Here is a 13,296-nt window from a genome sequence, read left to right on the forward strand (position 1 = left end):
GGCTGCGGTCAGTCGCGACGGCTTTTCAGGCGCACCAGTTGTTCCTCGTAGGCCCGCGCGAATTCGTCGCCGAACAGGCGTCGGAAACAGTCGTCGGGGTCGCGTGTGAGCGCCTCGAACTGCGCCTTGTAGCGCTCCCAGTGGCGCGGCCGGCCACCCAGCGAGAGCCGCCGCGGGCTGCCGCCCTCGGCCTCCTCGATGCGCGCCGGATCGAAATGCTCGAGCAGCGAGTGGAACGCCGAGCGCACGCCGGCCAGCATCGCCATCTGGTGATTGCGGATGTCGGCGGCGGCGTCGTGGAGCGCGGCGCTGCCGGCCAGGAAGCCCTGGTCGGGCGGCGCGAACAGCCGCTTGACCGCTTCCTGCGCGGTCGGCGCGAACTTCAGCGGGTTGTTCTCGGTGCGCTGGATCAGCGTGGCGGGCAGGCGGAAGCTGTTCTTCAGCTCGGCGCGGGCGCGCAGCACGTCCATCATCGCGTCCACGGCGATGCGGAACATGTCTTCGAGGTCGGAGGATGGGGGCGAGGCTTGCGGTGCGGGGACGGATTGCGGTTGCGGCGCGGCCGTCGAAGCGGGTGCGGATGCGGGTGCCGGAGTCGGCGTCGATGCCGATGCCGATGCCGACGCCGGAGCCAAGGCCGGAGACGGTGCCAAGGCCGGAGACGGAGCCGATGCCGATACCGGAGCCGATGCCGATACCGATGCCGATACCGGAGACGAGGCCGGTGCCGGTGCGAATACCGCTGTCGGAATCGGAGTCGAGGCCGGTGCTGAAGTCGAGGTCGAGGTCGAGGCCGATGCCGGAATGGCAGCCGGTGCCGATGCCGCATCGACAGCCGATGCCGGCGCGGGTTGTTGCTGCGGCACGACATGAGGCGTTGCGGCCTGCGACGGCGCGTCGATCAGCGAGGCCGGCTCCATCGCGACCGGCGCGGCGACCGGCGCAGCAGGCGGCACCATCACGGCACGCTCGGGCTGAATCGACGGCATCGACGGCACGCCCACCTCCGGCACGATCGGCTCATCCCGCCGAACCGGCTCCACCCGCGCCACCACGCGGCTGCCGGTCATGTCCCAATCGTCGGGCAGCACCGGAGCGCTGGTCCGCATCGCCTCCACTTGCGGCGGCCGGAACCGGTCGGACACGGCCGGCGTGTGATTCCACGATTCGGCCGGCGGCTCGTGCCGCGACGGCGCCTCGTCGTAGGACGACGGCGCGTCGAACATCGCGAGCGGATCGAGGCTCGCGCCCGGCGCGGCGTCCGGAATCAGGCCATCGCCATCGCTGCCCGCCGCCTCGCCGCGACGCGGTGCGAGCAGCAGGCTCAAGTCGAGCGCATCGGCCGGCACCGGCTTGACCGGCGCGGCCTTCGGTGCCGATTGCGCCTCGAACATCGAAGACGACGAAGCCGCGCCCACCACCGGCGACACCGTATCCGCCACCGCGCGCCCGTCGTCGCCGAGCGCGCTCCATTGCGTCGCGGCCTCGCCCTGCAGGCGCACGTCGATCTCGAACGTATCGATCTGCAGGCGGTCGCCATGCTTCAGCGTGGACGGCTCGCCGCGCCGCAACGACGCGCCGTTCAACAGCATGCCGTTGGTGCTGCGATCCTCGATGAAATACAGCCCGTTCAGATAGCGCACCAGCGCATGCAGGCGCGACACGCCATCGGCGCCGAGCACCCAGTCACATTCGTCGGAACGGCCGATGCTGCCGTCGCGGCAATCGAACGTGTGCTCGCGACGCGCCCCGAGCCGTTCGGCCCGTTCGCCCTGCACCGACAGAATCAGGCTTTGCACGTTGCTCATTGATCACCTCCTTCGAAACCATCCGGCGTGCCCAGCAGACCGAGCGCGTCGTTGACGAACGCAGCCCGGCGGGCATCGAATTGCGCGGGCACGAGCGCCGCCATGTAGCCGAGCGCCGCCATCGCGGCAAGCGCGCTCAGGTGCTCGGGCGGCGGCGTGGGTTGCGCGTGCCGCGGATTGAGATCGCCGCCCGTCCAGCCGGCGGCGGCGGCGCACCAGGCGCCGATGCCGCGGTAGCGATGCGCGCTCGCGAACGCGGCGGCCTCGGCGCGGCGCGCCTCGCGCGGGTCGCGCACCCAGGCCTCGGCCAGCGCGAGCCCGGCGCGATCGTGCGCGTCGAGCGTCTGGCGGCTGCCGCACTGGCACACCCAGGCCACCATATAGCGATGCGGCAGCAGGCGCGCGAGCAGGCTCAACGCGTCGGCGCACAGCCCCGCGTCGAGCAGCGCCTGCACGGCCGCGCGCGGCGCCTGCGCGTCGTGCAGGCGGGCCAGGGCCGGCGCGGACAGCTTCATCTGCCGCGCGGCGTCGAGCAGCGCGCTCACAGGATCATCGGCGCGGCGCCGCCCAGAATGGCCGTGGCCGTGCCGATCAATTGCAGGTTGGTGGACTGCACGAGGCAATCGGCTTCGGACAGGATTTCCATCGCCGCCACCGAACTGATGTTGAGGTTGGCCTTCGAGTTGATTTCCATCGCGAGACCCGAGGCCAGCGTCACGTTCATCTCGCCGTTGATCGTCAGGTTGGTGCCCTGGATCGCGATCTCGCCGGAGCGGTTCATCGTGATGCTGGCCAGGCCGGTGACGAGCTTGATCTGGTTGCCGGCCGTCAGCGTGTAGTTGTGCGCCACCTGCACGTCGTGATCGTGTTCGGATTCCTCGCGCAAATCCTTCTGCGCGTGGATCAGCACCTGCTCGTCGCCCTTGCGATCCTCGAAGCGGATCTCGTTGTAATCCTCGCTGCCGCCGCCCGCGTGGCTGCGGCTCTTGAGCCCGCTCTGGGTCTTGTTGTCGGGCAGGCTGTACGGCGGCATGTTGTCGGCGTTGTACACACTGCCGATGATCAGCGGCCGATCCGGGTTGCCGTCGAGGAAGCTGACCACCACCTCCTGCCCCACGCGCGGAATGAACTGCGCGCCCCAGCGCTTGCCGGCCCAGAACTGCGCGACGCGCACCGGGCACGAGTTGTCGGCGTGCGGCTTGCCGGGCCGGCTCCAGAAGAACGTGACCTGCACGCGGCCGTATTTGTCGACGGCGATGTCCTCGGGCGTGTCGCCGTACACCACGGCCGTCTGCAGCCCGGCGATGGTCGGGCGCGGCGTAATGGGCATCGCGCGGAACGGCTGGCGGCTGCGGATCACCCGGAACGCGCAGTGGAACGGCGGCTCGCCGTCGTCCCCGCCGCCGCCCGACGCGTAATCCGGCTCGACCAGCCGCGTCTCGGCGCCGATCACCAGATATTCCTGGTTCGCCTCGGCCGCCGGGAAATCCTTGAGCCGGAACAGCGCGCCGGTGGCGAGGCCGCACGCGTCGGTCTGCCCGGTGCTCGTGAACAGCGGCACGTTCTGCGCGTCGGCACGCACCTGCGCGTAACGCTGGCCGTCGCTCAGGCGCTGGTCGTAGCCCACCGTGTCGTACGAGAAATCGTAGGCGTCGAGGCCGCCGAGGTTCGAGGCTTCGTCGCTCTCGGTCAGCGTCTCGGTGGCCAGCAGCGACGCCTTCGGCTTCAGGTAGTCGTAATCGTCGAGCTGCACGCGCGTGGTGTTCATCGCGCGCGCCGTTTCCCAATCGCTGATCGACGCCTTCATGCGCTTGCCGCGCTCGGTGGGCGGCGCATACGGAATCTGCTCGAAGCTCGGTACCGTGGTGTGCGCGCCGAGCGCGTCGGCCAGCACCATCGTGTGGGTGCCTTCGGTGTGCGTGAAGAAGTAGTAGATGCCTTCCTGCTCCATCAGGCGGCTGATGAAGTCGAAATCGCTCTCGCGGTATTGCACGCAGTAGTCGCGCGGCGGATAGCTGCCGGTCAGGCTCGGCTTGAGGTCGCTGTAGCCGATGTCGCCCAGCACCGATTGCACGATCTGCGGCACGCTCTTGCCGCGATAGATGCGGCAATCGCGCCGCCGCGTGGCGAGCCACGGCTTCGGCACCAGCACGAAGCGGTACACGGCGTAGCGCACGCCGTCGATATTGACGAAGCCGGCCTGCTCGCCCTCGCACACGATGCCGTTGAAATAGCGCGTGTAGCCCTGCGGCGTGACCAGCTTGACCGTCATCGGCGTGCCGAGCAGCGCGCGCAGGTCCACCGCCGTGTTCTTGCTGATCGCTTCGAGACGGTAGGAAAACAGCCTGCCAAGCGCCTCGGTCGCGCTCAGGTTCGAGAACAGCAGGCTGCCGCCGACGTTGGAACCGAGTGTGATTGCGTGAGCCATGGAATGATTCGCGTGCCTGTGTCGATGAGCTTCACGACCAATAACAACCGGGGGCGGCGATCTATTCCATCGAGTTTTCGGCGCCGCCCGCGCGCGGGCGGCAGCGCTTCACAACCAGTCGTGAAAATACTGGTCGCGCACCTTGTACATGGGGAAGTACCAGTTGTCGCGCAGGAAGCGGGAATCCTCCAGCCGCTGGCCCGCGTCGGGCGACTGCAATTGCCGGTCGCCGAACGCGTCGCGGATCTTCTTGAAGCCCGAGCTTTCGGCCGCCGCGGTCGGGCCGGTCATCTTGACCGTGGAGTGGCGCACGCTCGCCGCATACAGGTCGCGCAGCTCGCCGGGTTTCTTCAGCGCCTTGTAATTGCTGTGGATCAGCGATTTGTAGGCGGTCAGGCCCCGACAGCCGGCGTGCGACGCGATCACCGAATTGCTGATCTGCGGCTGGTCCGCGCCGGTGACGGTGCGTTGCCACCACTCGTCGCTGTTCCAGCCCTGCTCGTCGACGGTCTTCCAGCTCGCGCTGGCATAGCTGGACGAGAAGCGCGGGTACGACTGGTGGCAGATGATCTCGCCGAGCGCCTGCACGCAGCGGATGTCGGTATCGACATAGATGCCGCCGTGTTGCAGCAGGATCTCGATGCGCAGGATGTCGCTGGCGGCGCCGAAGTTGCCGCCGCGATTGACCAGTTCCTGGCGATAGATCGGCGCGTTCTTGCCGATCTTCAGGTCGCGCTGCACCTCGCGCAGCTTGATCCGGTTGGCCTCGCAAAACATCATGATCGAATTGGCGTTGCGGCTGCGTTTGCCCTCCAGCGCCTCGCCGCGCCGGCCCAGGTAGGTTTCGAGATAATCGATCGTGGCGTTGTCGCCACCCCGCTCGCCGAGCGTGTCGGCCGACTGTTGCCAGTGGGCGGCCGGTACCGCCGCGCCGTTGTGCGCGGCCTTGTATCGCTCGCTGATCTGCTGGCGACGCTCGCCGGTCAGCAGCTGGTTCGCGTCGATCCACAGGTTGATCTCCCAATCGGGGTTCAGCTTGGTGAACGACGTGATGCATTCGCGGTTGCGCGCCGGGATGTCGCCGCCGATCCAGATGATGTGGAGGCGCTTCGGAATGGCTTTCATGCGGTGGCTCCCGATTCAATGATTGGCGCCTCGAACCGATAGGCGAAATCGCCGCCCTCGACGCTCACGCTCACGCATTCGAGCGCGCCGCCTTCCAGCGTGCGCGTCAGGAACGCGCGGCTGACGGCCGGCAGCAAGGTGTTCGTCAGGATCGCGTCGATCATCCGGCCGCCCGATTCGCTTTCGGTGCAACGGCTCACCACCCGTTGCACGACGGCGTCGTCGTACGTGAACGGCACGCGGTAGCGCGCCTCCACGCGCCGCTTGATGCGGTCGAGCTGCAGGCGCACGATGCGCGCCAGCATTTCGCCGCTGAGCGGGAAATACGGGATCGTCACGAGCCGGCCGAGCAGCGCGGGCGGGAACGCCTCCAGCAACGGCGCGCGCAGCGCCTGCGCCAGGCCGTCGGCGTCGGGCATCAGGTCGGGGTCCTGGCACAACCGGGCGATCAGGTCGGTGCCGACGTTGGTGGTCAGCAGGATCAGCGTGTTGCGGAAGTTGATGGCACGGCCCTCGCCGTCCTCCATCGCGCCCTTGTCGAACACCTGGAAGAACATCTCGTGCACGTCGGGGTGGGCCTTTTCGACCTCGTCGAGCAGCACCACCGAATACGGCTTGCGGCGCACCGCCTCGGTCAGCAGGCCGCCCTCGCCGTAACCGACGTAGCCGGGCGGCGCGCCCTTCAGCGTGGAGACGGTGTGCGCCTCCTGGAACTCGCTCATGTTGATCGTGATGAGGTTGTGCTCGCCGCCGTACAGCGCGTCGGCCAGCGCCAGCGCCGTCTCGGTCTTGCCGACGCCCGAGGTGCCGGCCAGCATGAACACGCCGATCGGGCGGTCGGGGTTGTCGAGGCCGGCGCGCGAGGTCTGGATGCGCTTGGCGATCGCCTCCATCGCGTGATCCTGGCCGATCACGCGCTCGCCGATCAGGCTCGCGAGGTTCATCACGGTGCGCAGTTCGCTGCGCATCATCCGGCCGACCGGGATGCCGGTCCAGTCGGACAGCACGGCCGCCACCGCCTGGTAATCGACGCTCGGCAGGATCAGCGGCGTCTCGCCCTGCAAGGCGGCCAGCTCGGCTTGCAGGCGTTGGAGATCGGCGAGCGCGGCGGCGCGGGCAGTGGCGTCGAGGGGGAGCGAGGTGTCGAGCGTGGAATCGGTCGGTGCCTGCGCTCTTGCTTCGGCCGGCGTTTCGGCCAGTGCTTGCGGCCGTGCCGTGGCGGGCGTTTCGGCCGGTGTTTGGGGCCGTGCTGCGCCCGGCGCTTCAACCAGTGCTTGCGGATGCGTTACGGCGGGCATTTCAGCCAGTGCTTGCAGCCGCGCCGTGGCAGGCTCCTCAACCGACGCGCCGCCCCGCGTTTCATCGCCCATCGCATCCAGCCCGCCACCGGTGCCGTCCACCGCCTCCCCATCGCCGCGCAATTGCGCGCGCAGCGCCAGAATCCGCTCGACCAACGCCTTTTCCTCGGCCCACACCGCCTCGCGCTCCGCCAGCCGCGCGCGCTGCGCATCGAGCGCGGTCAACACCTGCGCCTCGCGCGCGGCCGTGTCGATGCCGATCCGCGCCTCGCGCGCGATGATCCGCTGCTCGGTTTCGAGCGCCTCGATGCGCTTGAGCGCATCGTCGATCTCGGCCGGCACGGCGTGCTGGCTGATCGCGACACGCGCGCAGGCGGTGTCGAGCAGGCTCACCGATTTGTCGGGCAACTGCCGCGCCGGGATATAGCGATGCGACAGCCTGACGGCCGCCTCCAGCGCCTCGTCGAGAATCTGCACGCGATGGTGCCGCTCCATCACGCTGGCCACGCCGCGCATCATCAGGATCGCCTTGTCCTCGCCCGGCTCGTCGACCGGCACGGTCTGGAAGCGCCGCGTCAGCGCCGGATCCTTCTCGATGTGCTTGCGGTATTCGGCCCAGGTGGTCGCGCCGATGGTGCGCAGGTTGCCGCGCGCGAGCGCCGGCTTCAGCAGGTTCGCCGCGTCGCCGGTGCCGGCCGCGCCGCCCGCGCCGACCAGCGTATGCGCCTCGTCGATGAACAAGATGACCGGTTGCGGCGAGGCCTGCACGGCTTCGATCACGAGCCGCAACCGGTTCTCGAATTCGCCCTTCATGCTCGCGCCGGCCTGCAACAGCCCGATGTCGAGCGTGCGCACCACCACGTCCTTGAGCGGCGGCGGCACGTCGCCGCGCGCGATGCGCAGCGCGAAACCCTCCACCACCGCCGTCTTGCCCACGCCGGCCTCGCCCACCAGCATCGGGTTGTTCTGCCGCCGCCGCATCAGGATATCGACCACCTGCCGGATCTCGCCGTCGCGCCCGACGATCGGATCGAGGCTGCCGTCGCGCGCCTGCGCGGTCAGGTCCACGGTGAACTGCCGCAACGCCTGCTGGCCGCTCGCCTGCGGCGGCGCGAGCGCGCCGCTGGCGTCGCCGGGCGCGGCCGCCTCGGCGCGAAAGCCGTCGGTGGCTGGCAGGCTGTCTTCCGGCGAGCCGGCCACGATTTGCGCGAAGCCGTCGGCCAGCGCCTCGGGCTTGAGCTTCGCGAATTCCGCCGACAGCGCCTGCAACGCATGGCGCAGATGGCGCGTGCGCAGCAGCCCCACCAGCAGATAGCCGGTGCGCACCTGCGATTCGCCGAACATCAGCGTGGCGAACACCCAGCCGCGCTCCACCGCTTCCTCCACGTCGGCCGACAAGTCGGAGATCGACGTGCTGCCGCGCGGCAGCCGGTCGAGCGCGACGCTCAGGTCGCGCGCCAGGTTCGACGGGTTCACGTCGAAGTGCCGGACGATGCGGTGCAGGTCCGAATCCTGCAATTGCAGAATCTGATGCAGCCAGTGCACCAGTTCGACATCGGGGTTGCCGCGCAGCTTGCAGAACACGGTGGCGCTCTCGATCCCGCGGTAAGCCAGCGCATTGAGCTTGCCGAACAAGGCGCCGCGACTGATTTCGGCCATGATCCATCCTGTAGACAGTGAGGCGGCCGCTCGGCGGCCACCGGTTCAAAGTGAAGAAGCGCCGGCCGCGCCGCGCTTCGTTGCGTTTCACCCGGGGTTAAACCAGGCCGCCCGGCGTCAATCGACCGGCGTCAGCACCACCTCGTCGGCGTCGGCCGGCTTCGGATAGCGGCCCATCCAGGTGCTGAAGCCCATCCGCCCGGCGCGGCCCAGGTGCATGCCCGGCACGTCTTCCTTCTTCAGCACCAGTTGCACGTCCCAGCCCTTCTCGCCGCCCACGTACAGCCGCACGGCCGCCACCAGCTCCTCGAGCGCATCGCCGCCGGGCAGGAAGCGGTTGAACTGGTTCAGGCTCAATGGCCCGATGCGCAGCCGGAAGCGGTGCTGCGCGCCGCGCACCTGCGCGCCGAGCGTGGCGTTGCGGCCCATCTGCGCCATCGCGCCGCCCATGCGCAGGTGCGCCTCCGGCGGCAGCGCCATCCAGCCGATCACGAACTCCTGCACCGCCACCGGCACCTCGAAGTAGTGTTCGAGCAAACCCTTGAGGCCTTCGGCGTTGCGCGCCTGCGGCACCAGCCGCCCGGCGAAGAAGCGCTTGTAGGCGTCGGGCAGCGCGTCGCGCCCCTCCAGTTGCGGCGAGCCGATGCCGATCAGCGCGCCGATATAGGTGCGAAACCGGTCCTGCGCCGGGCGATCGAGCTGCACGGTCGGCTGCGCGTCCGCCCAGGCGCGGTAGAACAGGCTCAGCATCCGGTGATGAAACAGGTCCGCGAACGCCACCAGCGTCGGGTCCTTGGCATTGCGCTGCCGATCGACGGCGTGCTCGGTCAGGTGCAGCGGCAGCGGCCCGTTCGGCCCGAACAGCCCGAGGAACAACCCGTGCAGCCGCCCCGGCTCGCCGTTTTCGCCCGGCTCGAAGCGCTCGATGCTGCGCGCCGGGAATTCGAGCGAGGCGGCGTGGGCGAGCCGCACCGGGTCTTCGGCCGGCTTGGTCGAATGGCCGAAGCGCGGCTGCGCCGGATACGCGCATTCGAGCCGCCGCATCGCCTCGAAGAATTCGAAATCGAACGGGCGCGCGTGCAGCGCCGCCTCCAGCTCGGCGGCGGCCTCGCTGGCGCGGGCCGTCACAGGATCGGACGCTTGCCGGGGGTCGCGGGCCATCGGGCTACCTCGTTGCGTTCGAAGGTGCGCAGCGCCGTTTCGGTGAACGAATTCAGCGAGACGTAGCGCGCGAAGAAGTGCTGGAGCACCGAGCCGAGCAGGAACGCGCTGCCGCCCTCGAACGCGGCGTCGGCGCAGGTCAGCGTGATTTCGAGCCCGCGCCCGTAGGTGATCGGCCCCGGCACCGGAATGCGGCGCGTGGCGGGCCGCGCGACCACCTGCTTGATGCCCTCGATCTGCCGGCGCGCGGCGGCGTCGAACTCGTCGTGATACAGGCCGAGCATTTCGCGCAGCGCCGCCGCGCCCTGCTCGCCGTCCTCGCCGAGCAGCGACAGGTAATTCAGTTGCAGATGGCTGATCAGCCGCCAGGCGGTGTCGCCGATCGCGGTGGGCGCGCGCGGCCGGGTCGGGCCGGCCACGCAGCGGATCGACGCCACCGGCGCATCGGTATCGAGCGTGAAATCGGTGTACGACTTGCCCACCGGCATGTGCAGCGGCAAATCGCGGTTGGTGCACAGCACGCGCAGGCCGAGCTGGCGCAGCGAGGTGGCATACGGCGCGTCGTTGGCGTCGACCAGCGCGATGAAGGTCTCGCTGCCGACATAGCTCGACCGCGCGCCCTTCTCCTTCTGGCGGCTCGACAGCAGGCGCGGCTCGCGGCGCAGCGTGTGGAACGCCGCCTGCCCGCCGTGCCAGGTGCGCGCGTTGCCGCCGTAGAACGGCAGGAAGCTTTGCTCGGGCTCCTGACGATCGCCGTAGCCCTGCACGTCGAGCACGCTGTGCACCTCGAAATCCATCGGCCGCGTGCGATCGCCGATCACGTGATATTCGGTCTTGCCCGTTTGCAGATGGATGCGGTCCGCGCGCCGTTCGAACAGGTTGACGGCCGGTGTGCAGAACAGCCGGAAATTGCCCGCGTCGATCGCGTTGTGCAGGCGCGGCACGCTGCGATCGAGCCATACGACGATCTCGAACTCCGTGCCGCGCGCACGCGCGAGCAGCGCGCGCAGCCCCGTGAACTCGACGAAACGAAAGCGCTCCGGGCACGCGAAATACTCCTGCAGCAGCCGGTAGCCGCTGAACGAGCGATCGCCGTACGGCAGCATGCCCTCGTGCTCGTCGAAGCCGAGCGGGCGCAGCGCCGCCGCGTCGTGATGGTCGGCGAGCCACTCGCCTTCGGTGGAGGCCGCGATACGCACCGTGTAGCCTGCGCAATTCGCCAGCAATTGTTCGTGGATCAGGCCCGGCAGTTCGTCCGCACCGGCCAGGAACACCGGCAGCCGGTCGAGCGCGAGCATGTTGGCCTGCACGCCGGCCAGCGTGCGCAGCCGCAGCCGCAAGCCCGCGCGCACCGGGCGGTGGCGCGGCGGCACGAGGCCGGCGGCGGCCAGCGCGGCCGGCGTATCGAAGTAGCGCGCCTCGCTCAGTTCGAGCGGCAACAGCGTCACCTCGTGCGCGCTGCGGTATTCGCAGGCGGTGCGCTCGCCGAAGCCGGTCAGGCTGCGCATCACCGTGTGCCGCGCCACCGCGTGCCCGGCCGGCGGCAAGTCCTCGCTCGCATCGGGATGCAGTTGCACCACCGCCATCGACGGAATCGGCGCGAGGTAATGCGGATAGATCATCTCCAGCAGATGCTGGGTGAATACCGGGTATTGCGCGTCGAGCTTCAGTTGCACGCGCGCGGCCAGGAACGCGAAGCCTTCGAGCAGGCGCTCGACGTAGGGGTCGGCGCATTCGAAGCCTTCCATGCCGAGCCGGCCGGCCACCTTCGGGTAGGCGCGCGCGAATTCCGCGCCCATTTCCCGGACGTGCTGCAATTCGCGGTTGTAGTAACGAAGAAGACGAGGATCCATAGCGATCAGCCGAAGTGTTGCGCGACGCGGAATTCGCCGGTTTCGAGATCGACGTCGGTGCGCAGGTAGAGGCCCAGCGGCATCGGCTGCGCCCACATCTGCGCATCGATGCGGAAGCTCAACGAGCGGCTGTCCATGCGTGCCTCGTCGGCATGCACGCTCACCTGCACGGTGTCGGCGATCAGGCGCGGCTCGAAATCAAGCAGCGCGACGCGGATGCGCTCCTGCAAGGTGCCCGCGTCGATGCCCGACAGCGTCGCGCCGGCCAGGTCGGGAATGCCGAAATTCAGCACCGAGTTGCGCACCTGGTCGAGGCCATCGAGTTCGTCGAGCCGCTCGCCATCCCATTGGCGCGTGCAGTTCAGCAACGCGGCGATGTCGCGCGTGACGCACTCGCGCAGCCGCGCGGCGGTGATCACGCGCTGCTCGCGGCTTTCGTCGGGCTCGTGCGGCGCGAGGTCGGTGAGCCGGTCGAGCAGCGACGGCTGCAGGCGCTCCTGCGGGGTGAGTTCGGCCATGGCCGGGCGCCTAGCGCGCGTCGAACGTGATCGAGCGCACGTCGAGCAGCGAATGCTCGGCGCGGTCGGTCACCAGCATGCGCTGGCCCTGGCCCACGAAGCAGTCCGCATCCTGCTCGACCCAGGCGGTGCGCGCGGCCAGCGTCAGCGCGGCGACGCTGCAATGCTCGCTGCCCGGATAGCGGCACGGCACGAAGCCGACCGCCTCGCCACCGGCCTGCCAGCCGATGCGCACCGGCGCCCAGATCTTGTCGCGCAGGTCGCTGGGCGCTTCGAAATCGAGCGAGCGGACCTGCGAGAACGGCACCCAGGTATAGCCGGCCTTGAGGATCACTTCGAGGCACGGGCCGAAGCGCGGGTCGGCGTCGGCGATCCACTCGAACGGCTCGCCGTCGATGTGCCCCGCCACCGTGGGCGCGGCGTCGAACGCGTCGTTGCGCAGCGCCAGCGCGGCCTGCACGTGGCCGCTGCACAGCGCCGCCAGCGATTGCACGAGCGGTGCGTGCCATGGCTCCTCCGCGCCGACGAGCGGCGGCAGCGCGCTGCCGGCCATCACGGCGGCGCGTTCGATCTCGCCGTGCAGCGCGGTGCCGTAGGCGCTCGCCATCAGCGCGTTCTGCGCATCCAGCTCGTGCGCGACTGCCAATTGCCGTTCGGCGCGTGCCCAATCGCCGAGCAAGGCCAGCAACTGGAACAGGAACACCCGCAAGCGGGCGTCGGCCGGACGGCTTCTGACCTCGGCGGACAGCGCGCGCAGCGCTTCGTCCAGTTGCCCGTTGGCGAGCAGCGTTTCGGGGCTGGCAGTGACAGGAAGGGGGCTCACGGCGAAACATTCCTTGATGGGCGGGCTGGAAACGGAACCGGGCGCGAGGCCCGGCTCCGGCGCGCCGCATCCGCCGTCGCGGCGCGGATGCGGCTTGGCGGCTTACTGCTTGGCGACCTGCTGGATGTCGTACGTGAAATCCTTGGTGCCGCCGCTCGCCTTGCCTTCGTCGTCCTGCGGCTGGAACGAATACTTGAACTTGCCGAAGTGCAGCGTGATGTTCTCGGTCAGCCGTTCGTCCGAGCCGGTGCCGCCGGTGGACACCGACGTGATCAGCACGCCTTCGCTCAGTTCGAGCGTCAGGAAGTCGGTCTGCTGGCCGGTGGCGTTGGTCACGTACAGGAACGCGTTGTCGAGGCGCGCGCCGGTGCAGCAGGCGTTGAGGATCGCGTTCGAGCAGCTGTCGATGTACTTGGTGATGGTGATGTCCTGGATGTTGGCCTTGCCGCCCGACGCGTAGCCCGCGCCGGTGTGCAGGTTGCCGGTATTGCTGACGCCCCACGACCACGCGATGATCGGCACCTGGTTCTTGTGCTTCGAGTGGTTGGATGCGCCCTGGATCGTGACCGAACCAGAGCCGAATTTCAGGTGCATGTCGAATGCCATAGTTGCCTCTGTGCGTT

The 13,296-nt window shown here is 69.0% G+C and carries 10 protein-coding genes; all 10 read right to left on the reverse strand.

What is annotated here, in order from left to right:
- Positions 1-8: 8 nt before the first annotated feature.
- The 10 genes from tagH to ACYP33_RS09460 all read right to left on the reverse strand — a co-directional run bounded on the left by tagH (position 9) and on the right by ACYP33_RS09460 (position 13,279).
- Positions 9-1,808, reverse strand: coding sequence for a type VI secretion system-associated FHA domain protein TagH (gene tagH, locus ACYP33_RS09415; RefSeq protein WP_459621227.1), 1,800 nt, complete (start codon positions 1,806-1,808; stop codon positions 9-11).
- The gene (locus tag ACYP33_RS09420) at positions 1,805-2,353 is read right to left on the reverse strand and encodes a DUF6931 family protein (RefSeq protein WP_459621229.1); all 549 of its coding nucleotides are present in this window, start codon (positions 2,351-2,353) and stop codon (positions 1,805-1,807) included. The genes tagH and ACYP33_RS09420 overlap by 4 nt, the downstream gene beginning before the upstream one ends.
- A complete protein-coding gene (gene tssI / locus ACYP33_RS09425) occupies positions 2,350-4,236 on the reverse strand; it encodes a type VI secretion system tip protein TssI/VgrG (RefSeq protein WP_459621230.1) in 1,887 nt (628 codons plus the stop codon). The genes ACYP33_RS09420 and tssI overlap by 4 nt, the downstream gene beginning before the upstream one ends.
- A gap of 108 nt (positions 4,237-4,344) precedes the next feature.
- A complete protein-coding gene (locus ACYP33_RS09430; RefSeq protein ID WP_459621231.1) occupies positions 4,345-5,361 on the reverse strand; it encodes a TcdA/TcdB catalytic glycosyltransferase domain-containing protein in 1,017 nt (338 codons plus the stop codon).
- Entirely contained in the window at positions 5,358-8,318 is a 2,961-nt protein-coding gene (gene tssH / locus ACYP33_RS09435; protein WP_459621232.1) for a type VI secretion system ATPase TssH, read from the reverse strand. The genes ACYP33_RS09430 and tssH overlap by 4 nt, the downstream gene beginning before the upstream one ends.
- 117 nt (positions 8,319-8,435) lie before the next feature.
- A complete protein-coding gene (tssG, locus tag ACYP33_RS09440; RefSeq protein WP_459621233.1) occupies positions 8,436-9,479 on the reverse strand; it encodes a type VI secretion system baseplate subunit TssG in 1,044 nt (347 codons plus the stop codon).
- Complete coding sequence (tssF, locus tag ACYP33_RS09445; RefSeq protein ID WP_459621235.1) at positions 9,443-11,332, reverse strand: type VI secretion system baseplate subunit TssF; 1,890 nt, start codon at positions 11,330-11,332, stop codon at positions 9,443-9,445. Before tssF ends, tssG begins: the two co-directional genes overlap by 37 nt.
- Positions 11,333-11,337: 5 nt before the next feature.
- On the reverse strand, positions 11,338-11,850 hold the full coding sequence (gene tssE / locus ACYP33_RS09450; RefSeq protein WP_414441632.1) for a type VI secretion system baseplate subunit TssE: 513 nt from the start codon (positions 11,848-11,850) through the stop codon (positions 11,338-11,340).
- Positions 11,851-11,860: 10 nt separating this feature from the next.
- The gene (locus ACYP33_RS09455) at positions 11,861-12,673 is read right to left on the reverse strand and encodes a type VI secretion system accessory protein TagJ (RefSeq protein WP_459621236.1); all 813 of its coding nucleotides are present in this window, start codon (positions 12,671-12,673) and stop codon (positions 11,861-11,863) included.
- Between the two features lie 102 nt (positions 12,674-12,775).
- A complete protein-coding gene (locus tag ACYP33_RS09460; protein ID WP_414447893.1) occupies positions 12,776-13,279 on the reverse strand; it encodes an Hcp family type VI secretion system effector in 504 nt (167 codons plus the stop codon).
- Positions 13,280-13,296 lie beyond the last annotated feature (17 nt).

It is taken from the genome of Burkholderia sp. 3C, assembly GCF_054589155.1.